The sequence below is a fragment of the Lysobacter xanthus genome, from assembly GCF_047159895.1.
The window spans coordinates 113,696-139,579 of the sequence record NZ_BAAGAB020000001.1 but is presented as its reverse complement, the minus strand read 5'-3'; the positions used below and the strand labels follow the sequence as shown (position 1 = coordinate 139,579).

General features: G+C 68.5%; 20 protein-coding genes. 13 read left to right on the top strand and 7 right to left on the bottom strand.

Translation table 11 applies throughout. The features are described from left to right. Nucleotides 1–5: 5 nt before the first annotated feature. The 4 genes from rsgA to ACY35P_RS00685 all read left to right on the top strand — a co-directional run bounded on the left by rsgA (nucleotide 6) and on the right by ACY35P_RS00685 (nucleotide 5,111). The gene (rsgA, locus tag ACY35P_RS00700; protein WP_462113892.1) at nucleotides 6–1,148 is read left to right on the top strand and encodes a ribosome small subunit-dependent GTPase A; all 1,143 of its coding nucleotides are present in this window, start codon (nucleotides 6–8) and stop codon (nucleotides 1,146–1,148) included. A gap of 60 nt (nucleotides 1,149–1,208) precedes the next feature. Then, entirely contained in the window at nucleotides 1,209–2,423 is a 1,215-nt protein-coding gene (locus tag ACY35P_RS00695) for a flavohemoglobin expression-modulating QEGLA motif protein (RefSeq protein ID WP_462114012.1), read from the top strand. Between the two features lie 64 nt (nucleotides 2,424–2,487). Next, nucleotides 2,488–4,776, top strand: a complete 2,289-nt coding sequence (locus ACY35P_RS00690) for an NADP-dependent malic enzyme (RefSeq protein ID WP_462113891.1) — start codon at nucleotides 2,488–2,490, stop codon at nucleotides 4,774–4,776. Between the two features lie 89 nt (nucleotides 4,777–4,865). After that, on the top strand, nucleotides 4,866–5,111 hold the full coding sequence (locus ACY35P_RS00685) for a DUF6582 domain-containing protein (RefSeq protein ID WP_462113890.1): 246 nt from the start codon (nucleotides 4,866–4,868) through the stop codon (nucleotides 5,109–5,111). Nucleotides 5,112–5,152: 41 nt separating this feature from the next. Here ACY35P_RS00685 and ACY35P_RS00680 read toward each other — a convergent pair whose 3' ends face one another. The 3 genes from ACY35P_RS00680 to ACY35P_RS00670 form a co-directional block, all read right to left on the bottom strand. Then, nucleotides 5,153–6,247 carry a S41 family peptidase gene (locus ACY35P_RS00680; RefSeq protein WP_462113889.1) on the bottom strand — a complete coding sequence of 365 codons (1,095 nt, stop codon included), beginning with the start codon at nucleotides 6,245–6,247 and terminating at the stop codon, nucleotides 5,153–5,155. 77 nt (nucleotides 6,248–6,324) lie between these two features. Further along, a complete protein-coding gene (locus tag ACY35P_RS00675) occupies nucleotides 6,325–7,938 on the bottom strand; it encodes a M56 family metallopeptidase (RefSeq protein WP_462113888.1) in 1,614 nt (537 codons plus the stop codon). Next, complete coding sequence (locus ACY35P_RS00670; RefSeq protein WP_462113887.1) at nucleotides 7,938–8,330, bottom strand: BlaI/MecI/CopY family transcriptional regulator; 393 nt, start codon at nucleotides 8,328–8,330, stop codon at nucleotides 7,938–7,940. The genes ACY35P_RS00675 and ACY35P_RS00670 overlap by 1 nt, the downstream gene beginning before the upstream one ends. Before the next feature lie 241 nt (nucleotides 8,331–8,571). Between ACY35P_RS00670 and aceE the strand changes: the two genes are divergently transcribed. Further along, nucleotides 8,572–11,274: a pyruvate dehydrogenase (acetyl-transferring), homodimeric type gene (gene aceE / locus ACY35P_RS00665; RefSeq protein WP_462113886.1), complete on the top strand. Its 2,703-nt coding sequence runs from the start codon at nucleotides 8,572–8,574 to the stop codon at nucleotides 11,272–11,274. 76 nt (nucleotides 11,275–11,350) lie between these two features. Next, nucleotides 11,351–11,476, top strand: a complete 126-nt coding sequence (locus tag ACY35P_RS00660) for a hypothetical protein (protein WP_462113885.1) — start codon at nucleotides 11,351–11,353, stop codon at nucleotides 11,474–11,476. Between the two features lie 488 nt (nucleotides 11,477–11,964). Here ACY35P_RS00660 and ACY35P_RS00655 read toward each other — a convergent pair whose 3' ends face one another. Both ACY35P_RS00655 and ACY35P_RS00650 read right to left on the bottom strand, forming a co-directional pair. Next, nucleotides 11,965–14,487, bottom strand: coding sequence for an FG-GAP-like repeat-containing protein (locus tag ACY35P_RS00655; RefSeq protein WP_462113884.1), 2,523 nt, complete (start codon nucleotides 14,485–14,487; stop codon nucleotides 11,965–11,967). 563 nt (nucleotides 14,488–15,050) lie between these two features. Beyond that, nucleotides 15,051–15,494, bottom strand: a complete 444-nt coding sequence (locus ACY35P_RS00650; protein ID WP_462113883.1) for a hypothetical protein — start codon at nucleotides 15,492–15,494, stop codon at nucleotides 15,051–15,053. Between the two features lie 165 nt (nucleotides 15,495–15,659). Between ACY35P_RS00650 and ACY35P_RS00645 the strand changes: the two genes are divergently transcribed. From ACY35P_RS00645 to ACY35P_RS00615, 7 genes are all read left to right on the top strand, one after another. Then, on the top strand, nucleotides 15,660–16,481 hold the full coding sequence (locus tag ACY35P_RS00645) for an ankyrin repeat domain-containing protein (protein WP_462113882.1): 822 nt from the start codon (nucleotides 15,660–15,662) through the stop codon (nucleotides 16,479–16,481). Between the two features lie 248 nt (nucleotides 16,482–16,729). Next, complete coding sequence (locus ACY35P_RS00640) at nucleotides 16,730–17,722, top strand: LLM class flavin-dependent oxidoreductase (protein ID WP_462113881.1); 993 nt, start codon at nucleotides 16,730–16,732, stop codon at nucleotides 17,720–17,722. Between the two features lie 214 nt (nucleotides 17,723–17,936). Further along, entirely contained in the window at nucleotides 17,937–18,389 is a 453-nt protein-coding gene (locus tag ACY35P_RS00635; protein WP_462113880.1) for a lysozyme inhibitor LprI family protein, read from the top strand. A 29-nt stretch (nucleotides 18,390–18,418) separates the two neighbouring features. Then, nucleotides 18,419–19,810, top strand: coding sequence for a VgrG-related protein (locus ACY35P_RS00630; RefSeq protein WP_462113879.1), 1,392 nt, complete (start codon nucleotides 18,419–18,421; stop codon nucleotides 19,808–19,810). A 127-nt stretch (nucleotides 19,811–19,937) separates the two neighbouring features. Beyond that, nucleotides 19,938–20,948: a hypothetical protein gene (locus ACY35P_RS00625; protein WP_462113878.1), complete on the top strand. Its 1,011-nt coding sequence runs from the start codon at nucleotides 19,938–19,940 to the stop codon at nucleotides 20,946–20,948. Further along, a complete protein-coding gene (locus ACY35P_RS00620) occupies nucleotides 20,945–21,940 on the top strand; it encodes a hypothetical protein (RefSeq protein ID WP_462113877.1) in 996 nt (331 codons plus the stop codon). Before ACY35P_RS00625 ends, ACY35P_RS00620 begins: the two co-directional genes overlap by 4 nt. A gap of 300 nt (nucleotides 21,941–22,240) precedes the next feature. After that, the gene (locus ACY35P_RS00615; protein WP_462113876.1) at nucleotides 22,241–22,810 is read left to right on the top strand and encodes an antibiotic biosynthesis monooxygenase; all 570 of its coding nucleotides are present in this window, start codon (nucleotides 22,241–22,243) and stop codon (nucleotides 22,808–22,810) included. A gap of 311 nt (nucleotides 22,811–23,121) precedes the next feature. Here ACY35P_RS00615 and ACY35P_RS00610 read toward each other — a convergent pair whose 3' ends face one another. Together ACY35P_RS00610 and ACY35P_RS00605 are read right to left on the bottom strand one after the other, a co-directional pair. Beyond that, nucleotides 23,122–25,005, bottom strand: a complete 1,884-nt coding sequence (locus ACY35P_RS00610; protein WP_462113875.1) for an XVIPCD domain-containing protein — start codon at nucleotides 25,003–25,005, stop codon at nucleotides 23,122–23,124. A gap of 32 nt (nucleotides 25,006–25,037) precedes the next feature. Next, a complete protein-coding gene (locus ACY35P_RS00605; RefSeq protein ID WP_462113874.1) occupies nucleotides 25,038–25,667 on the bottom strand; it encodes a hypothetical protein in 630 nt (209 codons plus the stop codon). Nucleotides 25,668–25,884: the final 217 nt, after the last annotated feature.

Genomic DNA, 25,884 nt, shown 5'->3' with positions numbered 1-25,884 from the left:
GGGGCATGCACGGTTCCTCGGCCTCCGTCACGCCTTCCACCGATGCCCTCCGGGCAATCGGCTGGCCGCTCGCCGCCGACGGCGACGGCTTCGACGACTGGCGCGAGGCGCTCGCGGCGCATCCGGAGGCCCGCCCCGCGCGGGTGGTCGAGCAGCACCGCACCGGCTACGTGGTGGCCGAAGCCCCGGGCGACGGCTACGGCGTGGAGTCGCTGCCCGACTGGGCGCGGCCGGCAGGCTACCGGGCCGGCCGCACCGATCCCACCGAGCGCCCCGGCGTCGGCGACTGGCTGCTGGTAGAGGGCGAGGGCGCCTCGGCCAAGGCGGTCGACCTGCTGCCCCGGCGCAGCGCGATCAAGCGCGCGGCGGCGGGCGAGCACTACAAGCAGCAGCTCATCGCCGCGAACATCGACGTCGCCTTCGTGGTCTCGGGGCTCGACGGTGACTTCAATCCCCGTCGCATCGAGCGCTACCTCCTGCTGGTGCACGGCGGCGGCGTGAAGCCCGTCATCGTGCTGACCAAGGCGGACGTGGCCGGCGCGGCGACCATCGACGATGCGCGCGAAGCGCTCGTCACGGTGGTGGACGACATCGAGATCGTCGTGGTGAACGCGCGGGACACGGCGAGCGTCGCGCAGCTCGACCGCTGGGTCGGCCCGGGGGCGACCGCCGTGCTGGTGGGCAGCTCCGGCGCCGGCAAGTCCACGCTCACCAATTCGCTGCTCGGCATCGAGCGCATGAAGACCGCGAGCGTGCGCGAGAACGACTCGCGCGGCCGCCACACCACCACGCATCGGGCGCTGATCCCGCTGCCGCAGGGCGGCTGCCTGATCGACACGCCCGGCATGCGCGAACTCAAGCCCACGGGCGAGGAGGCGGTGGCCGACACGTTCACCGACGTCGAGGCGCTCGCCGGCCAGTGCCGCTTCCGCGACTGCTCGCACGAGGCCGAGCCCGGGTGCGCCGTACGCGCGGCGATCGCTTCGGGCGAACTCGAGCCGCAGCGGCTCGCCAGCTGGCGCAAGCTCGGTGTCGAGGTCGCCGGCGCCGCCGAGCGCCTGGCCACGCGGCAGCAGCAGAAGAGCGATTCCAAGCCGGGCGGGCGACCCTCCGGCAAGCGGCCCGAGCCCCGCGGCGGGCGCCGCTGAGTGGACACCGCGCGTCCGCGCTCGCCCGACATCGCGCACCACGCCGCGCTCGACGAGCGCATGGTCCGCGTCGCGCGCGACATCCGTGTGCTCGCGCTGGTCAGCTGGCCCGCCGGCACCGAGCAGGCCTTCCTCGCCGCCTTCGACGCGGGTACCGCGCGGCCGCCCGTGGTCGAGTACCCGAAGAGCGACTTCGCCGTGCACCGCGCGGAGCTCGACCGCATCGTCTGCGAGGCCGATCCCCAGCATCCGCTCGGCCAGTACCTGATCGATTCGGCGCGCAGCTGGTCGACCGCCGCGCGCATGTGCGAGTCGCTGGGCACGCGCCGCGTGGTCGGCCTGTCGACCGAGCTGTACGGCGCGCCGAACGAGGCCTTGCCCGGCAACGGGCCCACCGCACGCGAGGCCGCGCAGCACTTCATCTCGATCGCCGACGAGCTCGACAGCGGCCTGCTCGCGCCGTCGGAAACCGTGCAGATCTCCGCCACCGCACTGCGGCTTCAGTTGCAGGGCGACCTCGACGACTTCTTCAACCGCCGCGTGATCGAGGTCGAGCTCGATCCCGACCTCATCGCCAAGGCCGCGGCGGGTGCCACGCGCATCCGGCTGCGGGCGAGCGCGAACTTCAGCCTCTACGACCGCGACCAGCTGCTCAACCACGAAGCCTTCGTGCACTCGATCACCGCGCTCAACGGGCGCGAGCAACCGGTGCTGCCGAGCCTGTCGCTGTCATCGCCGCGCAGCACCGCGACGCAGGAGGGCCTCGCCACGTTCGCCGAGCAGATCACCGGCAGCATCGACATCGGGCGCATGAAGCGCATCTCGCTGCGCATCGAGGCGGTGGCGCAGGCGCTCGACGGCGCCGACTTCATCGACGTCTTCCGCTTCTTCCTCGCCTCCGGACAGACGCCGCAGGAGAGCTTCTCGTCGGCGCAGCGGATCTTCCGCGGCGTCCCCACCACCGGCGGCCACGCCTTCACCAAGGACACCGTCTACCTGCGCGGCCTGGTCGGCGTGCACACGTTCTTCCGCTGGGCGCTGCGGCGGCGGAAGCTCGCGCTGTGCCGGTGCCTGTTCGCCGGCAAGATGACCCTCGCCGACGTGCAGCGCTTCGAGCCGCTGTTCGAGTCGGGCGACCTGCTGCCGCCGCGCTGGCTGCCGCCGTGGCTGACGCGCATCAACGGCCTCGCCGGGATGCTCGCGTTCTCGCTGTTCGCCAACCGCATCCGGCTCGACAGCATCGCCGACGACGGCGCGTTCCTGCTCGACTTCTGAGGCCGCGGCCCGGCCGGTTGCGGGCGGGCGGTAGAATCGCAGGCCCGACCGGTCCGGTGATCCGATGACCCAGAGCTCCGCCGACGACCTCAAGCAGGCCGCCCTCGAGTACCACCGGGCCGATCCGCCCGGCAAGATCAAGGTGGCGCCGACCAAGCCCCTGGTCACCCAGCGCGACCTTGCGCTCGCCTACTCGCCCGGCGTGGCCTACGCCTGCGAAGCGATCGTGGCCGACCCGAATGCGGCCAGCGAGCTCACCGCGCGCGGCAACCTGGTGGCGGTGATCTCCAACGGCACGGCGGTGCTGGGCCTCGGCGACATCGGCCCGCTCGCCGGCAAGCCGGTGATGGAAGGCAAGGGCGTGCTGTTCCAGAAGTTCGCGGGCATCGATGTCTTCGACATCGAGGTCGACGAGCGCGACCCCGACAAGCTGGTCGACATCATCGCGAGCCTGGAGCCGACCTTCGGCGGCATCAATCTCGAGGACATCAAGGCGCCGGAGTGCTTCATCGTCGAGCGCAAGCTGCGCGAGCGGATGAACATCCCCGTCTTCCACGACGACCAGCACGGCACGGCCATCATCGTCGGCGCCGCGATCTACAACGCCCTCGAAGTGGTCGGCAAGAAGATCGAGGACGTGAAGCTCGCGACCGCGGGCGCCGGTGCCGCGGGCATCGCCTGCCTCGACATGCTGGTCGCGCTCGGCATGAAGCCCGAGAACATCCTCGCGGTCGATCGCGATGGCGTGCTCTACACCGGCCGCGAGCACCTCGACCCGGACAAGGCGCGCTACGCCCGCGACACCGACAAGCGCACGCTCGGCGACATCCTCGTCGGGGCGGACATCTTCCTCGGGCTGTCGGCGGGCGGCATCCTCAAGCCCGAGATGGTCGCGACGATGGCCGAACGCCCGATCATCCTCGCGCTCGCCAATCCGTATCCGGAGATCCTGCCGGAGGACGCGAAGAAGGTGCGCCCGGACTGCATCATCGCCACGGGCCGCTCGGACTATCCGAACCAGGTCAACAACGCGCTCTGCTTCCCCTACATCTTCCGCGGCGCGCTGGACGTCGGCGCGCAGGAGATCAACGAGGCGATGAAGCTCGCCTGCGTCCGCGCGATCGCGAAGCTAGCGCGCATGGAGGCCGGCGACCTCGCGAGCGCCTACGGCGGCGACGTGCCGAAGTTCGGCGCCGAGTACCTGATCCCGCGTCCGTTCGATCCGCGCCTATTGGTCGAGCTGGCGCCCGCCGTCGCGCGCGCCGCGATGGACTCGGGCATCGCCACGCGCCCGATCCTCGACATGCGCGCCTACGAGGAGAAGCTCGGCGCCTTCATCTACCGCACCGGCCTGATCATGAAGCCGGTCTACGACCGTGCGCGCAGCGACCTCAAGCGCGTTGTCTATGCCGAGGGCGAGGAGGAGAACGTCCTGCGCGCGGTGCAGACGGTGATCGACGAGGAACTCGCCAAGCCGATCCTGATCGGCCGTCCCGACGTCATCGCGAACCGCATCGAGCGCCTCGGCCTGCGCATGCGGCCCGGCGTCGACTTCGAGCTGACCAACATCAATTCGGATCCGCGCTTCGACAGCTACTGGCAGCAGTACCACGCGCTCACCGAGCGTCGCGGCGTCACGCCCGCGGCCGCGAAGAACCTGCTGCGTTCGCGTACCACGCTCATCGCCGCGCTGATGGTCGAGCGGGGCGAAGCCGACGCGCTGATCTGCGGCATCGTCGGCCGCTACCACAAGAAGCTCGGCTACCTGCGCAGCGTCTTCAGCTTCGACCGCGGCGTGACCGGCACCGCGGCGATGACCGCGGTGATCAACAACCTCGGCGCCTGGTTCTTCCTCGACACGCACGTGCAGGTCGACCCCTGCGCCGAGCAGATCGCCGAGGCCACGCTGCAGGCCACCTACCGCCTGAAGCTGTTCGGCATCGAGCCGAAGGTCGCGCTGCTTTCGCACAGCAACTTCGGCAGCCACGACAACGCCTCGGCGCAGAAGATGGCGAAGGTGCGCGAGATCCTCGTCGGCCGCGCGCCGAAGCTCGAGATCGAGGGCGAGATGCAGGCCGACACGGCCTGGGACGACGACCTGCGCCTGCGCATGTTCCCGAACTCGCGGCTGCGCGGCCGCGCCAACCTGTTCGTAATGCCGAACCTCGACGCCGCGAACATCGTCTACAACATGGTGCGGGTGATGACCGACGGCGTGGCGATCGGCCCGATCCTGATGGGGCTCGACAAGCCGGCGCACATCCTCACTCCGGCCTCGACGCCGCGCCGCGTGGTCAACATGACCGCGATCGCCGCGGTCGACGCGCAGATCCGCGCCGCACGCGGCCGCTGAGGCCGTCCGGCGCGTTGCGGGGCGCGGCGTCCACGCCGCCGCGAGGTGCGTGGGCGCACGGTGGGGGTCCCCCTTGCGAGGACCCCGCCATGAGCCGACTCGACGAACAACAGCGTGAGCACCTGGACGAGCGGCAGTTCGCGTTCCCGAAGGAACGCAAGCTGCCGATCGAGGACGCCACGCACGTGCGCAACGCCGTGGCGCGCTTCGACCAGGTGGAAGGCGTGAGCGACGACGAACGCGACGCCGCGTGGAAGCGGCTGCAGGCGGCCGCGAAGAAGTACGACGTGGAACTGGACGAGCGCGACTGGCGCGAGCTGGGCAAGCCGCACTGATCGCCTTCGCCGCGGTGCGCGATGCACCGCGGCGTCCGGCCTCAGCGACGCGGCGGCGCGTAGTTCGGCGGCGGCAGCTTGTCCGCCTCGACGGCCGCGATCAGCTCCTTCAGCTCGCCCTGCTCCTCCGGATCCTTGGAGGCCGCGAGCAGTGCCTTGAGCGCCGCCGCATGGGCGACCTTCTGTGCGTCGGCGGCCGCGACCTCGATGTCGGGCTTGACGCCGACGTGCTCCCAGTTGGTCTTCGTCACCGGATTGATCGAGCGGCCGTTCGGGATGAAGGCGGCGAAGCCGCGGGCGAGGGGATAGCCGTCGCCGGGATTCGCACCGCCCCCGGTGGTTTCGCCCACGAGCGTCGCGCGCTTCTGGGTCTGGAGGTCGTACGCGGCCTCTTCGCCGCCGGAGAACGTGCGCCGGGAGGTCAGCACGTAGATCGGCTTGCCGTAGCGCAGCGTCACCGCCGCACTCGTCCAGTACTGGCGCGTGCTGTTGTCGGTGCGGCTGTAGATATCGTTGAGATGACGGCCGTCGCCGATGGCGAAGAAGTGGCTGAGCAGCCGCGCGACGCTCTCGGGCTCGCCGCCGCCGTTGCGGCGCAGGTCCAGGATGAGCGCATCGGTGCCCGACAGCAGCGAGATCGCGGCGCTGTAGGCGTCGCCGACGAATTCGGTCGGCGGGAACGCGCGCACTTCGAGGTAGCCGACGTTGCCGGGCAGGCGGCGCACGCTGTCGATGCCGTAGCCGCGCTGGGTGATCTCGCGGCGCGCGTTGTCGATGTCCTCGGCGCTCGGCAGGTGGCCGGCGTCCACCGGACGCGGCTGCTCGTCCGGGTCGTAGGCCACGTTGAAGTGCAGGTCCTTGCCGAGCGTCTGCAGGTCGCTCGACAGCACCTTGCGGAAGGTTTCGCTGTCGGTGGCGGCGGCGTAGCCGCCTTTCGCTTCCCTCGCGCGCAGCGCCGCGGCGAGCTTCGCGGCCACGTCGGGAAACACGTAGCTGCTCTTGAGACGGGTGGCGAGTGCCTCGACGACGTCATGCCGTGTCGCGGCGTCGACGGGCACGGGGGCCTGCGACTGCGCATGGGCGGGGAGTTGTACGAGCGCGAGCAGGAGGGCGAGGGACATCAGGCGTTGACGCATGGCGGAGCTCCTTGAAGGGGCGCGTCGTGCGCCCCGGGTTTGACTACTAAAGAGTTAGTACTTACGGGCAAAAAAACTCAGCGGGCGACACGGACGATCTCGATCTCGTCCTTCGACCAGACGCCTTCGTCGAGCGTCGCTTCGACGTGGACGGTCGCGCGTCCCTTCGGGCCGCTCAGGTCGATGCGCAGGTCGGCGTCACCGTCGGCACCCGCATCGAAATTCAGGCGGCCTTCCACGTCCTTCGACGCCAGGACCACCGGGGTTCCGAGCTGCGCGACGACGACCGGATCGACCGCGGCGATGCGCAGCACGGCGGCGAAGGCGGCGGTGTCGGTGATCGCGGGCGCTTCCGGCGGCATCGGCGGCGTGGGCGGCATCGGGATCGTGCCGGGCGAACCGGCCTGCGTTGCGACGGCGGAGTCGGTGGGCGCGCCGGGCGGCGGCGGGGGCGGCGGCGGCATCGGCGGGGCCGGCGGCACGCTCAGGCGCACGACTTCGGCCAGCCACGCACGCGCACGGGTGTCGAGCGGACGCGTCTGCCCGTCGCGCTTGTAGACCTCGACGATGCGGCCATTCGCGTCGACGTCGGCGCGGTAGTAGCGGTCGCCGTCGATGCCGTGCGCGCTGATCTCGCGCATGTCGCCGGGGCCGAGCACGCCGTCGGTGGTGGATCGGATGCGGACGCCGGGCCGCATGTGGCCGGTGACGCCGGCCTGTACGGCCAGCACGGCGCCCGCGGCGACGAGCACGGCGATGCCGGCGCGTGCGCCCCATCGGCCGCGCGAGGGCGGGCCTGAAACCAGTCGGGTGATGCGTTGCATGAGTGCGCCTCCATGGGCAGCGAGTACCAGTCGCGGGGCGGGTTGCCGCTGGCGCTCGAGTTGCGCGAGCGCCTCGGCCAGGGCGATGGCGTCCCCGCACGCCACCACCGCGAGATCGTCACAGGCGTGCTCGCGCTCGATGCGGATGCGTCGGCCGAGCCACCATGCGGCGGGATGGAAGAACAGCAGCGATTCGACGACGCACTGCACGCCGTTCCACAGCCAGTCCAGTCGCGCGACATGCGCCAGCTCGTGCGCCAGCAGCGCTTCGACCTGCTCGCGCGGCAGCTGCGTCACCAGGGACAGCGGCAGCCAGACGACGGGCCGCACCAGCCGCGCGGTGAACGGGCCGACCACGTCCTGCGACAGCCGCACCGCGACCTCGCGGGTGATGCCCATCGCCGCGCGCATCGCATCGACGCGCCGTTGCCACTCCGCGGGCAGCACCTCGTACGGATATCGGTCCAGCGCATTCACCAGCCGCCAGCCGCCGGCATGGCGCAGCAGCATCACCGTCGCGCCTGCGATCCACAGCAGCGCGCAGACCAGCGCGACCGGGCTCGACGCCTGCACGAACAGGCCGCCGGTGGATTCGACCTGCGGCAGCGTCACCGCAGGCAGCAGCCCCGCGTTGATGGCGGTGGCCGGCGCCTGCCAGTACCGCACGAAGCGCAGCGCGGGCATCGCCACCATCGCCAGCAGGAACAGCAGGCCGACCGAGTGCCGCGACGCCGCGCTCGAGCGCGACATCGCAGCCAGTGCGAGCCACGCCGCGAGCGCGAGCAGCGCGTCCTGCCACAGCGCATGCAGCAGCGCGGTGGCGAGGGCCGGCGCCAGGCCGAACTGGAGGGCGGCGAGGGCGTCCATCAGCCCTTGCGCTTCGCCTTGGCCTGCGCGATGAGCTTCTCGATCTGGTCGAGCTCGTCGGCGCTCGCCACGTCGTCGTCGATCGCGCGCTGCACCAGCGTCAGCGCCGAGCCCGAGAACGCCTTGCGCATCAGGTCCTTCAGCAGCGAGCCCTGCACCGCGGGCTCGGCATAGACGGCCGCATACGCATGGCTGCGTTCGGACTCGTCGCGCGAGACCAGTCCCTTGTCGGCCATGATCGTGAGCATCTTCAGCACCGTCGTGTAGGCGGTGTCCTTCGCCTTCGACAGCTCGGCATGCACCTCGCGCACGGTCATCGGCGCGCGGCGCGCCCAGAGCACGCGCAGGATCGCGAGTTCGCCTTCGGTGGGGTTCGGAGCGGGGGTCGCCATGGGCGTCTCTCGTGGAGTACGCCGCTATTAGTACGAAAGGCTTAGTAGACGTCAACAGGCCGGAGGTCATGCCCCGATGGACGGTCGCTCGCGGGTGCCTCGCCGCCCGGTCGAACGCCCCGCACTCCGTACCGCCCCGCATGCCCGCATTCGTATTCACGACCGGCTGGAGGCGCGGACCCGCTTGCTAGAATCGAGGCTTCCCCTGCACATATTTCAGCGGCCAAGGGGCCGCAGACGGATGACCGGCAATCTTTCCAGCGCCATCAACGACATGCTGCTCAACGACCCGGATCCGACCGAGAGCCGCGAGTGGCTCGAGTCGATCTCCGCGGTCATCGACCGCGAAGGCCCGGACCGCGCGCACCAGCTGCTGCAGGGCATGGTCGAGGTCACCCGCCGCGCCGGCGCGCACCTGCCGTTCAGCCCCACGACCGAATACATCAACACCATCCCGCCGCACCTGGAGGCCAAGAGCCCCGGCGACGCCGCGATGGAATGGCGGATCCGCTCGATCCTGCGCTGGAACGCGATGGCGATGGTCGTGCGCGCCAACCGCAAGCCCGGCGACCTCGGCGGCCACATCGCCAGCTTCGCCTCCTCGGCCACGCTCTACGACGTCGGCTTCAACCACTTCTGGCGCGCCCCGAGCGCGGACCACCCCGGCGACGTGATCGCGGTGCAGGGCCACAGCTCGCCCGGCATGTACGCGCGCAGCTTCCTGGAGGGCCGCTTCACCGAGGACCAGCTCGACAACTTCCGCATGGAAGTCGACGGCCGCGGCATCAGCTCGTACCCGCATCCCTGGCTCATGCCGGACTACTGGCAGGTGCCCACCGTCTCGATGGGCCTCGGCCCCATCGCCGCCATCTACCAGGCGCGCAACTGGAAGTACCTCGAAGGCCGCGGCCTGATGCCCAAGTCCGACCGCAAGGTCTGGTGCTTCATGGGCGACGGCGAGACCGACGAGCCGGAAAGCCTCGGCGCGATCTCGGTCGCCGGCCGCGAAGGCCTCGACAACCTCGTCTTCGTCGTCAACTGCAACCTGCAGCGCCTCGACGGCCCGGTGCGCGGCAACGGCAAGATCATCCAGGAGCTGGAAGGCCAGTTCCGCGGCGCCGGCTGGAACGTCATCAAGCTCGTCTGGGGCAGCTACTGGGATCCGCTTCTGGCGCGCGACACCAGCGGCAAGCTGCGCCAGCTGATGATGGAAACCGTCGACGGCGAGTACCAGAACTGCAAGGCCTTCGGCGGCAAGTACACGCGCGAGAACTTCTTCGGCAAGTACCCGGAGACGGCGCAGCTGGTCGCCTCGCTGTCGGATGAGGACATCTGGCGCCTCAACCGCGGCGGCCACGATCCGCACAAGGTCTACGCCGCCTACGACCTCGCCACCAAGACCACGGGCATGCCCACCGTCATCCTCGCCAAGACGGTGAAGGGCTACGGCATGGGCGCGGCGGGCGAAGCGCTCAACCCGACGCACAACACCAAGAAGCTCGACGACGAGTCGGTGCGCGCCTACCGCGACCGCTTCCAGGTGCCGGTGAGCGACAAGCAGCTTGCCGACGGGCAGGTGCCGTTCTACCACCCGGGCAAGGATTCGCCGGAAGTCGAGTACATGCTCGAGCGCCGCCGCGCGCTCGGCGGCTTCCTGCCGCAGCGTCGCCGCAAGGCCACGCAGTCGCACGAGACGCCCAAGCTCGAGGTCTTCGATCGCCTGCTCAAGAGCACCGGCGACCGCGAGATCTCCACCACGATGTCGTTCGTGCAGGCGCTCAACATCATCCTGCGCGACAAGCAGGTCGGCCCGCGCTGCGTGCCGATCGTGGCCGACGAGGCCCGCACCTTCGGCATGGAAGGCCTGTTCCGCCAGCTCGGCATCTACGCGCCGCAGGGCCAGAAATACAAGCCGGTCGACCGCGACCAGCTCATGTACTACCGCGAGGACGCGGCGGGCCAAGTGCTGGAAGAGGGCATCACCGAAGCCGGCGCGTTCGCCAGCTGGATGGCCTCGGCCACCAGCTATTCGACGAACGACCTGCAGATGCTGCCGTTCTACATCTTCTATTCGATGTTCGGGTTCCAGCGCATCGGCGACTCCGCCTGGCAGGCCGCCGACATGCGCGCCCGCGGCTTCCTGCTCGGCGCCACCGCCGGCCGCACCACGCTCAACGGCGAAGGCCTGCAGCACGAGGACGGCAACAGCCAGCTCATCGCCAGCATGATCCCCAGCTGCCGCAGCTACGACCCCACCTTCGGCTTCGAGGTGGCGGTGATCCTGCAGCACGGCATGAAGCGCATGCTCGACGAGCAGGTGGACGAGTACTACTACATCACCCTGATGAACGAGAACTACGCCCATCCGGACATGCCCGAGGGCGCGCCGGACGGGATCATCAAGGGCATGTACCTGCTGCAGGGCGGCGCCAAGCCCAAGAAGGGCGAGCTGCGCGTGCAGCTGATGGGATCGGGCACGATCCTGCGCGAGGTCATGGCCGCCGCCGAGCTGCTCGACAAGGACTTCGGCGTCACCGCCGATATCTGGTCCTGCCCGAGCTTCAACGAACTCGCCCGCGACGCGACCGACGCCGAGCGCTGGAACCGCCTGCACCCCGAGGACGAGCAGCGCGTCCCGTACATCACGTCACTGCTGCAGGGCCGCACCGGCCCCGCCATCGCGGCGACCGACTACGTGCGCGCCTTCGCCAACCAGGTCCGCGAGCACGTGCCGATGCGCTACACCGTGCTCGGCACCGACGGCTTCGGCCGCAGCGACACCCGCGCCAACCTGCGCCGCTTCTTCGAGGTGGATCGCTACCACATCGCGCACGCGGCCATCGCGGCGCTAGCGGCGGAGGGGAAGATGACGCAGAAGGATGTGGCGAGGGCTATTAAGCAGTACAAGTTGGATGTTGATAAGCCCAACCCGATTGGCGTTTGAGCTTCCCGCCCACACATTCAACTACTAGACGAGTTTCTATACATGAAAGTCACTCTGCTGATCGGCGTTTCGACCCATGCAAGCCAACATGATCTTCCAGCATGCGCAAAATGATGCAGCAGCCATGGCGCAGCTCTTTGCTTCATCAAACCAACGGGACGACGTGCAGTCGGTCACCTCGGCACCGATTCGTCGTGGCTGAAAAGCGCTGTACGTGCATCCGTCAAGGGCGAGACGGGTGACGCGCGCATTCCGCCGTTCGTCGAGGTGATGCATATCGCAAAGCGGTGTCCGCACGCTCGAACAGGGCGGCAGTCGCACGGACGCCAGGCAACGGCAGCGTCGTTCAGGCCTGCGGTACGCACCGGGCGATCGCGATGCCGGCGACCAAAACGGCCGGCCACTGCGCGGATTATCCGCTCATCGTCGTTCCTGACCACCGAAGCGACGGGCAGCGTAACGTCGCGCCTGCATTGGGGAGCGCCCAGACGAGGCTCAGAGTGGCCAGTCGCACACTCGATGGCAAAGGCCGACTCCTACCGTGTTTCAGCTCGCCGAAGCTGTTAACCAGGTCGCTGCGGCAGCTGAGCGTTTAATCGTGAGAATGGGCGGGCGGCGCTGCAGCGCGGCGCAGGCGTGCCGTCGACGTTCAGGCACTGCATCGCGACGTAATGCGCCGCTGGTCGCTGCCTACCGTCGGCGAATGCGCATGAAAAACACAGCGCTTGCCAGGAGAAGCATCAATGCGGAGCCGCCTGCGATGACCGCGGCGGAATGCTGCGCCGTGCCGACGCGCATGGCGGCGGCCATCCTGCGGACGGCGACGACGACGCGCCGCATGCCAAGAACACGCGTAACCGAATCGGCGGCGCCGCTCGCGCCGAAAGCGGGGTCCACTCGGGATCCGACCGTAGACGTCGTGCGCGGTGTCAACAGCGGTGCGACAGCGCCGGGCGTGCGAAGGCAGCCGGTGCTGTACAGCACCTGCAGACCGTTGTTGTTGTCGGAGAAGGCCACGTCCAGGCACCCATCGCCGTTGAGGTCCGCCGTGCCCAGTCCGCCGAACAACAGGTTGCTGGTCCGCACGGCGTACTTCACTTCGGCGTCCAGCGCGGATGGCGCCAGACCGGGTAGCTGGTGGTAGTAACCGATCGAACTCCAGCCGGAATGAAGCACGAGCAGGTCGTCAGCGCCGTCACCATCGATGTCCCGCCCGGCGAGGTCGGCCGGCAGGTCGTAGGTTCGCCAGCTGCGATCGAAGCGCAGCGTCCCGGACGGCATCCGCTTGAGAAGTGCCAGCTCTGCGTGCGGTGCATTCTCGCTTTTCGCAAGCACGATTTCCGGCGCGCCGTCACCGTCGAAGTCGCCCGTTGCAATCCCGCCGGTGTTGAATCCTCCGCGCCCCGAGCGTACCAGCTGTGGCGCACGGAACGCGTCGACGCCGTCGTGTGCGAACACGGCGACGCCACTTTCATTGACGTCCGGCGCCCACGTTGAGATCAGGTCCGAGCGACCGTCGCGGTCGACGTCCATCCACGCCAGCCGACCACCGGGAATGCTCTGCCGCAGAAAGCGGCGTCGGGCGGCGCCGCCTTGGCCATCGCCGTAAAAAATAGTGAGTCCCGCGAGGTCCGTGGGTGCCGTTCCCCCGACGCTGCGGCCGCTCATCCAGGCAACGACGTCGAGGCGACCATCGAGATCCATGTCGCCGACGACGAAATCGCCAGGCACTTCGGCGTTCGTTTCGCCCTGAAGCAAAGGCCCTGCGCGCAACCCCGTCGGGCCCCCGAGGACCACATTCAGGCCTACCTCGCTTGGCCAGATCAGGTCGCTGGAGCCGTCCCGGTTGAGGTCCGCTGCAAGTAGCCGTCCGACGGAACGCATCGCGGGAAACACGTAGCGGCTTGGCGCACCCAGCGTTCCACCGGCCTGCTGCAGGTACACCAGGATGCTGTAATCGCTTGCGGGATCAGCGGCCGCCCCGGTCCAGCTTCCGCTGATGATGGCGACATCCTCGCGCCGATCACCGTTGAAGTCACCCGTCGCGAGCGCCACGTTGTACGTGGCGGCGGCGTACGGCTGCACGGGTCGGAAGGCATCGACGCCACCGGGCACTCGAGGCGCCGCGACAGGGGTGATGCGCCGCACTCGATTGTTCCTCGTGTCAGCGACATACACGTTGCCGGCTGCATCCAAGGCCACGTCCTGCGGTTCCCACAACATCGCCGCGGTCGCGGGTCCGCCGTCGCCGCCGAATCCCCACCAAGCGCCGTAGGGCGAGAACGTGGAATCGTTGTAGTCGCCGGCAACGACCTTGAGGATTCCGGCCGGCGTGATCATGTGCACGAGGTTGGACTGGTTGGCGACAAACAGGTTGCCGCCGCCGTCCAGCGCAAGTCCCCAGGGAAAGTACATGTCCGAATTGACCGCGAGCGGATCGACACGGAACGGACCCTTGCCGGCGACGCGCGACACGACCCCTGCAGTGGACAGGCGCCGTATGGTGCCGTTCGAGTTGTCGGAGAAGTACACGCTGCCTGCGGCGTCGACGACGAGCGCACGCGGGGACATGCCCGCCGTCAGGGCTGGACCGCCATCGCCGCTGGCTTGCGGGCCCCCGTTACCGGCGATCGTGCGGATCGTGCCTCCCGCATCGATGCGACGGATCCGCATGCTCACGTTGTCGACGATGTAGAGCCGGCCGGCGGAGTCCACGGCAAGGTCCTGGATGACCCCGACCTGGGCGCGATTCGCCGGGCCGCCATCGCCCGAGAATCCCCACGTTCCCGTACCGGCGATGGTGGAGATCATGCCCGATGGCGTGATGCGTCGAATCCTCGAGTGCTCTCCGACATACAAGTTTCCGGCAGCGTCGACTGTCAGCGCGTATGCGCAGACGGACACCGACGTCGCCGGTACGTTCTCACCCTGCGTACCGCGGCCACCATTGCCGGCAAACGTCGTGATGATCCCCGTCGGGGACACTCGCCGAATACGGCACGCGTTGAAGCTGTCGGCACCTTCTGCGATATACAGGTTGCCGCTGCGATCGAAGGCGATCGAGCTCGGTCGGTCGAGTTGGGCGTCGGTCGCTGCTCCGCCGTCGCCAGGGACGGCGGCGCCGCCTCCTGCGAAGGTCGAGATGGTCGGTTCGGCTGCGGCCACCACACCGACTGCCATGGCGAGGGCGAGCGCCCAACATGTACGAATCATTCGTAATCCCTGGCGGTCCTTTGGGCAGGATTTTAGCACCCGGGGTTCCAGCGGCTTTAGAGAGCGCATCGGCCCGTGTGCCGTGCCTGCAATGGACGATAAGACGGTCGATTCCGCGCATGCGGGGCATGCGGTGCAGAGAGAAGACCGTAATTAGAAGCAGGGATCAGAGTGGTATTTCCACGGTGCGGTGAGATGACTGGCGCCAACACCCCCGCGGCTTGCGCGAAGCTTTATCGGCGGGGCTCCGGGTCTGCCGATCGAGGCTCAGAGCCTCACGAATGACCGTCAAAGGCTGATCGACGAGGCTCCAGAGCCTCACGCGGCAAGCTTGAAGCCTCACCGCCGAGGCTCGAAGCCTCATCCACCAGGCTTCAAGCCTCACGCACCAGCCTCAAAGCCGCACCCGGTAGGCAAAAAGCCTCACGCGTGAGGCTCGCGAGCCTCACCCGGCAGGCAAAAAGCCTCACCCATGAAGCAAAAGGCCCGGCGCAGGAGGCTTTGGCCTCACCCGCCGGGCTCGCAGGCTCGATGCCGCCAGATCGCCCCGGCGACGCCGCCCGTCAGTCCGCGAGCGCCGGCTCCTTCGGCTTGCTCGACTTGGCGAACCGCGCCGACAGCTCACGACGTGCGCTCTTCAGCGCCTCGCCCTTGCTGGCCACCTTCAGCAAGGCATAGCCCTCCAGTGCCACGCGCATCACGTCGCTGCCCAGCGCCAGCTCGGTGTCGTCGGCGCGCTCGGTGAGCTGGCGGAACTTGTCCAGCCGCGGGCGCAGTGCTTCGAGCGCGGCGAGGTCGGCCTTGGCCTCAGCCACGCCCAGGCTCGGCGGCACTACCTGCGGGTTGTTGATCGGCAGCGTCAGCGCTTGGCGGCAGAAGGCTTCGGACTTGTCGCCCATTTTCATCAAATCGCGCCGCTGCTGCGGCGTCAGCGCGCTGCCGCGGGCGAGCACCTTTTTGATGGTGGCGAGGGCGCCGTCGAGAAGCGATACCGGGGTCAGGTTCACCTGTCCAAGTTGCGGACGCGGAGAGGTCCTCTCCCTGCTGCGGCCGGTCAAACAGGGGGCCAGAGTAGACTTTGGCTCGACACCGCGAAAAAGGCTCTTCCTGTTGTCTTCATACTGTTCCGAAGTCGAGACAGGCACGAGCGGGCTCTGCGAGGCACGAGAAGTATGAGCGCCACCGACCCCGACGTTCCGAAGTCCCGCAAGTCCACGCCCGCGCCATGGCCTCCGGTCCTGGAGAAGGGCGACCCCACCGTGTGGGGCCGGGCGCATACGACGATGCTGCTGAAGGCGATCGAGCGCGACGACGTCGACCTGGTCTCGCGAATCCTCACGAGCGAGCTCTGGTCGTCCAAGCAGGGCGGCTTCGCCTACCTGCCCGCGGTGGTGCCGCTCGCCCATTCGGGAGACATGGTCCGCCTGCTGGCACGCCACGGGGCCGACATCGACGCAGCCGACCGCAAGGGCGAGACGTGCTTCGCGCGCATGACCGCGAAGGGCGTTCGTGCGAACGATCGCGTCGGGGCGGTGCGGGCGCTGCTCGAATCCGGCTTGCAGGCGAGCACCCGGCAGGGTGCCGAACAGCGGCGCGGCGGGTCGCTGCTGCGTGCGCTGCGAAGCGACCTTCCCGGTTGGCAGGACATCGGCGACGCGATCCTCGCCGCCGGCGAAGACATCGACGCCACCGTCGGCGACCCGAAACGCGGCTCGACGGCCCTGCACCAGGCCGTCCGGAACTGCGACAAGCCTCTCGTGGCCTGGCTCCTCGAGAAGGGCGCCGACACGCAGAAGAAGGACAGCCAGGGGCGCACGCCGGCCAACATCATCCACGAGCGCCGTCGCAGCGGCTTGCCGACCAACCTGGTCGGTTCGTTCAAGCAGGACACCGCCGACATCGAGGCGATGCTGAACAAGCACGAGTACGACAGGACGCATGCGCGAAAGGCCGATGCGGCCGGTGCGCCGGCGCGGCAGGACGACGGCGCCTAGAAGAAAGGCGTCGGATAGCTTTCACACAAGTGGCCACCCGATGACTCGCACAAGTGGACGCGAGCAGAGGATTGGAGCGCAGCGATCCGGGGCGGCGGTGGCGCACGGTCTCGTCGCGCAGGACCAGCCACGTCGATGGTCTCCAAAGTTCCGACCGCGAAGCCGCTCGAACGGACCGATCCACAGCCGTTGACCTGCAACTGCATGCGCGCGTGGACACTGTCGGCAGGTCACCCCGTCGAGCGCCCATGATCTCCCTTTCCGTCCTCGACCTCGCCCCCGTCGGCGAGGGCCGCGACGTCGCCCAGGCCTTCGCGCACATGCGCGACTTGGCGCGCCATGCCGAGCAGCTCGGCTACCGCCGCTACTGGCTCGCCGAGCACCACAACATGCCGGGGATCGCCAGCGCGGCCACCGCGGTGCTGATCGGCCACGTGGCGGGTGCGACGTCGACGATCCGCGTCGGGTCGGGCGGCGTGATGCTGCCGAACCACGCGCCGCTGCAGGTCGCCGAGCAGTTCGGCACGCTAGCCACGCTCTACCCGGGCCGCATCGACCTCGGCCTCGGGCGCGCACCGGGCACGGACCAGGCGGCCACGCGCGCGCTGCGCCGCTACTACGCGGGTGCGGACGAGTTTCCTGCTGACGTCGTCGAGCTGCTCGGCTACTTCGAGCCGGTGCAGCCGGGACAGCTCGTGCAGGCGGTGCCGGGTGGCGGCGTGGACATCGAGCCGTGGATCCTTGGATCGAGCCTGTTCGGCGCGCAGCTCGCCGCGAAGCTCGGCCTGCGCTACGCCTTCGCCTCGCACTTCGCCCCCGCCGCGCTCGAGGACGCGCTGCACGTCTACCGCGCGCGCTTCGAGCCGTCGGCTAAGCTCGCCGCGCCGCACGTGATGCTGGCGATCAACATCGTCTGCGCCGACACCGACGACGAGGCGCGACGCCTGTTCACCACGCAGCAGCAGGCCTTCGTCAACCTGCGCCGCGGCCGCCCCGGCCTCGTGCCCCCGCCGCTGGCCTCGGCCGAAGCGCTCGACACGTTCTGCAGCCCGATGGAGCAGGCCGGCATCGCGCAGGCGCTCGCGTGCTCGGCCGTCGGGTCGCCGGCCACGGTAGCCGCATGGGTGCGCACCTTCATCGAGCGCTATCGGCCCGACGAACTGATCGTCACCGCGAACATCCACGACCCCGACGCGCGGCTGCGGTCGTATGCGTTGGCAATGGAGGCGTTGCGCGGCTGAATCGCCCAAAGGAAGCGCGTGCCGCGAGCCGGTACCGCCCCGAGCGCGCATTAACGTCGAGCAGCGAGCGCGGCTTGTCGGTCGACGGCGTGAGGGTTGCCGACGTCCGCGCACGTGGGGATACTCGTGCTCCGCACCAGGATGGCGCCGAGCAGGGAACAGGACCGTTCCCGCTGAGTCGCCGACTGGCATGGCCCGCCCTCGGAACGCACTCATGAATCGAACCCTCCTGATTTCCGTGCTTGCCCTGCTCGTTGGCTGCAGTGCAACGGAGCCGTCTGCATCGCTGCATGGCGCCGACACACCGCGAAACGCTGCTTCAACAGGGGCGCGCGAGGAATCTGCCCCCACGGACAGGTCAGGACCCACGAGACTGCGTCCGCAGTACCAGCAATGCGTTGACGCCGCGGCCGGTGTCGTCCCGGACACGCAGGTCTGCATCGGTACCGAGTTCACGTATCAGGAGCAGCGGCTCAAAGCAGCGCTGAACCGGAAACTTCGCGAGGGCGATGCCGCGTCCACATCCGCCGCCCAGGCCGCATGGCGCAAAGCCACCGACACCCGCTGCAGCTGGAACGCGGCGGAGGAAGGACAAGGTCAGCGGCTCGAGGCGAACGCGTGCGAGCTCGAAGCCATTTCCGCGCGGGCCGACGAGCTGAGCCAGTAACGTTCACAAGCACCGTCAAGGAGTGACGAATGAATAGGCGAGATGCCGAAAAGTTGATGCGGTCGTGGCACTTGGGCCAGACCTCTGCAAGATATGAGTCGTCGGGCGGTGGCGCCGCGACCATTGCGCACGTGCCCGGGGACCACGGTGGCGTGTCCTACGGGGAGTACCAGCTCTCCAGCAACGCGGGTACGTTGCGCGAGTACCTCGATCAGTCCGTCTATGGGCCCCGGTTTGCCGGTCTTGCACCGGGGTCGCCTGCATTCGATGCGCTGTGGCGGGAGCTGGCGCACAGCGATCTGGGTTTCGGGCCCGACCAGCACCGGTTCATCGGACGCAGCCATTACGACCATCAGCTTCAGCAGCTGAAAGCTCGCGGCCTCGATCTAGCGGATCGAGGCCCGGCAGTACAGGACTGCATCTGGAGCACGGCGGTCCAGATGAGGCACCTGACGCCGCGCGTGTTCGAGCGGGGACTGAAGGAAGCCTTCGGATCGCAGGTCGACGCTCACAAGCTGTCGGATCGCCAGATCGTGGAAGCGGTGCAGGACTACAAAGTCCGCCACAACTCGGAGCTCTTCTCGAAATCACCGACTCTGTGGCGCGGGCTGCTCCTCCGCGCTCACGCCGAGCGGAACGAGCTCGCGAGGCTGGCAGATGCGGACGCGCTCGCACCGCATGCGCGAACGCATGCACAGACTGACCATCAAAGTTCCCGCGCGCATCCGGCGGGGGGCGATGCGCATCCGTCGCAGCACCACCATCCTGAGCGCCTGGAACCGCCGCGCCACGGGCAAGCGCCGGGCCACGCGCCGCAGGCGACCCGACGGGACGGGGCGGCCGAGCTTGCTCAGCGACAGTTGGCTCACCTCGGATATACCGGTGCGGACGGCCGCCTGATCGACGCCGACGGCCGCATCGGCCGCAATACGCGGCATGCGCTTGAGCAGTACCAGCGCGACCATCGGCTGCCGGTCACGGGTCACCTCGACACTGCGACCCGCACCCGCCTCGAGGACGATGACCGCACCATGGCGAGCAGCACGCATCCCGCACACGCGCTATACCGGCAGTCCGTCGACGCGATGCTGGCACTCGACCGGCAGCGCGGCGTGCAGAGCGGGCCGCAGACCCTCGCACTGGCGGGCGCGGCGGCGGCCGAAGCAGCGCGTTCGGGCATGTCGCGGGTGGACCGGATCGAGGTGGGGAAGGACGGCCGGCACGCGCAGGCCGTCGAGTTCCGCCTGGGTGTCGATTCGTGGGTCACCAACCGGACGTCGGACCCCATCGATGTCCGACGGGCACTGCAGCAGCCGCTTGACGTGAGCAGTCGGTACGCAGAACAGGCGATCGCCGCCCGCGCCGGGCATCAGGCACCCGAGCAGCACCCGCACACCCGGCGTCCGTCCCACGCGCCGTAGGCATCACCACAAGCCGCGGGATCACTCTGCTGCCGCGCCGACGGAGACGCGGGGCAGAGTCGTTTTCCTGGAATGCGTCGGAGAAGCCGACTCTGGTCCTGCTCCCACTGCTCCAGCTACTCCTACCTTGTTCCACTCGGTCAGCGCGGCCGGCCTCGACCGTCTGACGGTTGCGCCCGCACACTCCACGGCCCGGCAGGCCGTTGCCGCATCTTCCTCGTCGACTTTGCCCATGACATCGAGACGTCGCGCCCTGCTGGCCGTCGCCGCGATCGCCGCCCTCGCGACGGGCTTCGCCGCGATGCGCCACCGCCCAGCGGCATGTCCGGATGCGGACGAATGCCGTGCGGCGCCAACCGCTACCGCGAAACGCGCCGGCGATGCGCCACCCGTGCGATCGTTCGGACCCTTGCCCGAAGGCGACTTCGACCGGACCCGGTCGCTCCTTGAATCGCGCGCGTTGGCGGGCGACCCGGCGTCCGCCTATCGCCTCGCGGAAGTGATCGGGCGGTGTCGTACGTATACGTCGATGTCGGACGGCGTCTTCGCGCGGCTGCTTGCCAGCGCCGCCGGGATGCTCGGAGCGCTGCGCATTGACGGCGAGCGCATCGGCGTGCGCGACGCGATCGACCTCATCGCGGACGCGAAGGCCGACATGGATGCCCTGTGCAGCGGGACGGAGGCCACACGCGCCTCGATGCAGCCTGCCGATGCTTTCCGGTGGAACCACCGCGCCGCGATGCTCGGCGACACTCGCGCCATGGCGGCATATGCCGACTATGCCTTCACCGAGTTCCCTACCAGCGCGGACCTGATGGACCACGCCGCCGAGGTCGCGCGCCGGCGAGTTACTGCGCGCGCGATGCTCGAGCGTGCACTGCAGGCCGGCGAGCCGACAGCACTCAAGTCTTTCTCGGCTGCGCATTCGCATACGGGCTGGCTGCAGCGCGATCCTGTGCTCGCCCTGTCGTACTGGGACGCCTACCGGCGCACGTCCGAGGGCCACGGCCTCTCGGCCGTGCAGGCTGCGATTGTCGACCGGCATTTGCGGAACCGGGTCGGTGCCGCCGGCGAACGCGAGGCGCAGCGTCGTGCCGCGGACCTGCTTGCGCGCTACTTCCCGGGAGTACGGCCATGAAGCGACGCCGTGTCCTCGGCGGCCTGCTGATCCTGGTGGCCATCGGCGTCGGCGGATACCGCTACGCGGGTCGCCCGTCGGCCTCGCCGGTGGCGCGTGATCGTGCGGCCACGATGGAGCTGCGGCGTCTTCTCGCGGATGCCGCGCCCGCGCGGCCGCCCGTTGAGCAGAGTGTGCAGCCTGCGAACCGCGACTGGTGGAACGTTCCCTTCGCCGCCGAGTTCGAGGCGATGCGCGCCGCGGCGCGTGCCGGCGATGCGTCGGCCGCGTACGCACTGGGCAGCCGCGCGGCGACGTGCATGAGGGAGCTGCGCGAGAAGTCGCCGGCGTCCATCCTCGCGGACTACCAGGACCAGCTGAGCCTGCCCGAGGACATCGAAAAGAGGCTCGGGCCGGACCACCTGGCCGTGCGACGACGCAACACCGCGAACAACACCGCGCGCGAACTCGATCGGTACGAGAACTGCGCGGCCATCGGTGCGGCACGCATGGCCGATTACCTGCAGTGGCTGGAGCAGGCCGGCGCCGCCGGGAGCGGGGCCGCGCGACTGAGCTACGTATCGGCTGTCCAACAGGCCTATTCGGACGATCGAGGGGCCTTGATCGCACAGATCGAGGAGGCGGGGCGGCGGCGCACATTGGCACGCGAATGGCTCGACGAGCGCATCGCCAGCGGCGACGAGTCCGCATTCCAACTCTATGCGAACGCGCTCGAGGGCAGTTGGCTTTACCGGGCGGATTACGTGCGCGCTGCCGCGTATGGCTACGCGCTGGAACTAGCGCAGCAACGGCGCATGGGCAACTTCGGGCAGCGATGGCGCGAAGGCCTCCGCCCCTACGGCGACCGCCTGACACCCGCCCAGTGGGCGGAGGCGTCCCGCCGCGGCCGCGAGCTTTTCATGGCGAACCTGCAGAACCGGCCCGTCTGGCCCAACGGCGCGCCACCGCCCGAGATTCTCCGACGGATGCAGGCCTTCAGGCCGCGGCAGTGACGCGCGTCGCAACGCATCGCGTTCGGGGCAGGGACGGATAGGGTGCCGGCGCCCCGGTAACCTGCGAACCGGTTGGCGGAAGTACCCGGAAACGGGCGCGGCCTCCTCTCGCCGTGCCAACACCGACCCCAAGATGCGTTGTCGTTGGTAGGCCCCGCGCGTTACGCGTCGGTGCAATAAGGGGGATCCACCCTCGGACGTTCAATGTCGGCCTTCCCTCGACGCCCTTGCGCAATGCGTCGTCCTCGTCGTCGTAAGGTTCCTTTCCCCCGCCTGCAAGAAAACCCATCGAGCGCTGCCTTGAACCCGACCCCGCCCGTTGCCGACCCCGGCGCCACCGCCGTCATCAGCCACCGCGTTCTGCCGTCGAAGCTGGGCGCCTATGAAGCTTGGCTCGACGAGATCGCGCCGTTGTGCCGCGCGGCACCGGGCCACCTCGACTGGCACATCGTGCGACCCATTCCCGGGCTGACGGAGACGTACACCATCGTCATCCGCTTCGACTCGGTCACGCATCTCGAAGCCTGGATGCGCTCCACCGAACGCAGCCGCCTGATCGCACAACTCCGTCCGCTGCTCGCCGGGGACGACAACGTGCGCATCAGCAGTGGCCTCGACTTCTGGTTCGCGCCGGCAGAGCCTCGCGCGCCGGTCCCCGTGCGGTGGAAGCAGTACCTCGTGACCTGGTCGGCGATCTACCCGCTCGCGCTGGCCGTGCCGCACCTGGTCGGCGGCGTGCTCGGGTCTGCAGGCCTCTCGCTCGGCGCGGTGATGACGACGCTGATCGTCACCGGAATCGTGGTGTTTCTCATGGTGTACGTCGTAATGCCGCGCTACACCCGGCTGGTGCGACGATGGCTGTTCGCGTAGCCGCGCGCCGGGTTGCCGATCTCAAGGCCCATGCAGCGTGGGCCATGCACCCCGCGGTTCGCGAATTCGGCAGTGGCCATGCGCAACAGTCGCTCGCCACGCGAACCCACAATCCGGGACGGAGCACCGCGGCCCGTCAGGCGTCGGCACCAGACGCTCGACGCCATTGATAGTGCAGCTGCGCATCCGTTCGACCGCCGGGCCGAGAACGACAAGCCGCACAGAGTCCAGAGCGCGCCAACAGAGAATCACGGCAAGCGAGGTCGTCGTCCGATGCCATTGGCACGGCGTGGTTTGGCCGACCGAATGACTCAGTTCGCGAGCGAGGGGGACCGTCCCTGAATGCGCTGCTCGACATGTTGGGACAGTTCCGCGCGCGGAAGCTGCGCGAGCATGTCGCTCGACGCGTGCAGCGACTGGGACGATGCCACGCGCGTTTCCAACGTCGCCATGCGCTCGTGCACTGAACCGCCGCCCGCCATGACCTGGACCGCGCGCACGAAACGTGAATCCTCGCCGAAGTCGACGCGATCGATCCGCTGCAGGCCTACGTCGCGTGCTTCGACCACCAATGCGGCGGCGATGTTCGCGCTGTGCATGCCGGACGTGATGCCCCGCGCGCGTTCGCCGGACTCCACCATGCCGAGCGTGCGTTCGAACAACGGATAGTCGGGATGACGCGTGTCGGTGAGGCGAAGGCCGTGGATCGACGACAGTGCCTCGCGGCTACCGGTATCGATCCGACCGCTCTCCGGAAGACCGTGGTCGTGCTGGAAGCCCTTGAGCGCTTCGCGCGTACGGCGGCCGAACACACCATCCTCGACCAAAGGCGCGCCGCGCCCGTCCCGCGCGCCGAGATCATTCAGGTCGTTCTGCAGCCGCGTGGTGTCGGCATCGGCGTGAGCTGGATGGTCCGTCCGGGGCGTGCCGGGGCGGACGGGCGCTAAGGGTGGCGCCCCGCCGGGATGTCGGGAAGCGTCCACCTCCGCGGTCGGAAGCGAGTGTGCTCCCGCTTGCGCACTCAGCGGCGATTCGCCATGCAGGGGCGGACGTACCTGGAACTCCGGCTTCGCCCGTAGTGCGCCCACGATATGAGTGGTCCGGCCGTCCCAGTAGCCGTTCGGCTCAATCGCTATTTCGCGGGGCCCGGTGGAGCTTTGCGATCCGATGAAGTGTAGGCGACCGTGTTCGTCGTAGCCCTTGAAGATGCCGACATGCTGGCTGTGACCGTCCGAGAACAGCAGTAGATCGCCTCTCTCCAACGTGCCGCGAGGCTGCCGCGCTTTGTCAGCCGCGATGACGTCAAAATGCGAGCGGGCATACTTCGTTGGCGTCCGGCCATCGAAAAGACTGTGCGTGGAGAAGCCAGAAGCGTCGCTTCCCGTGACGTTGAATCCGGCATTCTTCAGGCCGCGCCAAACAAACGCGGAACAGTCAACGCCCATCCGTCCGTCACCGTCGCCGTCGCGCTCCAATCGGCTGTTATCGCGGCCCGGGCGGTGCGCGTCCGGCCGGCCGTATTCAAAGCGCTCCGGTGCCGCCATGAAATGGATCGTCGCCTCGTCATAGATCGAGTGGCTCGCGCGGCGGGACGAAGTCCGGCCCTGCGGCGCAACCGACCTCGGTTCGCCGGGCCCGACTTGCGCGAAATCATGGCCATTGACTTTGCCCGGGCGAAATCCCTCGAAACGAGCGACGCCGTGCGCCAGAACGGCAAGTTCTTCGGGTGACAGTGCATCGATCCTGCGATGTCGCAGGTCGATGCCACGTTCGTCGCCCGTGCGAAAGATCATCGCCAGCTGCGCCGAGTGATGTGTGGGACCACTGTAATCCTTGGTCGAATACCCTTCGACCATTCGCTCGACCGTCCGCTCGCCGAACCGGTTCTTCAGCACCTCAAGCTGCGCGACTCGCCCCGCTTCGGGCGTTTCAAAGATGGCATTGCCCCGCGGGTCGAGCGCAACCACGCCGAAGTGGGCGTTTTGTGCGACCCGCAGGGCTTTTTGATACGACCGACTTGAATGGACGGTCGGGTCGGCGCTCCCTGCAAACTCGAACTTCAGATTGCCGGGATTGTTATGGCGCCACGAGGCCGTGCCTCCCGACCAGACCTCCACCGAACCGTCGTCCATGCGGTAACTGCGCTCGGTACCCCGCGCTTCCACGAGCGCGACGATCTTCTTCGAACCTGCCATCACTTTCGTCCTTGATGTGATTGGTTAATAAGCTACATGCCGTTGTCGAAGCTCTCCAGGGCATCGGCATCGACCCAGCCCGCGACACACGAGGTGTCGCGCGTCACCGGACATTCTCGTGGCGTGCTCCGCAGATCCACACGTCGGTCGCCGTACATGTCGCACAACCTGTTGCCTCTGCACGAAGGGACGGCCGACCTCTGGATGGTGCTCACAAAGAAGTAGTCAGGCTGCTGCCCGGCTCTCGCGATCGCCTGAATGCAGACAAGTTGGCCCTTGGACAGAACGGCTAGGGTTGCCTCGTCGTTCGGAGCCAAAGCGTCACGAAGTTCGGCGCCCGAGTCGTCCGCTACGCCGCCGAAAAACCCATCCGCACCGCAGTCCGGCCGCAACTCGACGTCGTAGATATCGCCGTTCTCCGGCTTGCCCCCGATGCAGGCGATTTCACGCCCCTTGGGAGTGCACTCCACACGGATCCGCTTTGCGAAATCGGCGAGCGACTCGACGGGTGCGACATGCGGCGAAGTGTCGGCAGCCGTAGCAGGGCGCCGTGTGGACGGTACGGTGGATGCCACCTGCGTCGCGTTCGCACCCGGGGAGCTCGCGCCCGTGCAGGCGACGAGGAGAAGGGTTGCGAGGGCGACGAGCGCGTTTCGAGTCATGGTGACAGTCCCTGTCGGTTTGTACGTCAGGCCGGTGCGCCCGACTGGTTCTTCGATGGTCCGTAGGGTAACCGGGGCGACCGGGCGTGTGAACAATGCCGCCCGGTGGTGGGTGTGACGCGCGCAGGCGGCGGGTTGGTAGACCCAAACGGTGGGGGCGACCGGAATGGCGACTGGCAGGCGCGCTGGAAAGCCGTTTCAGCCCACTTGCTCGCAA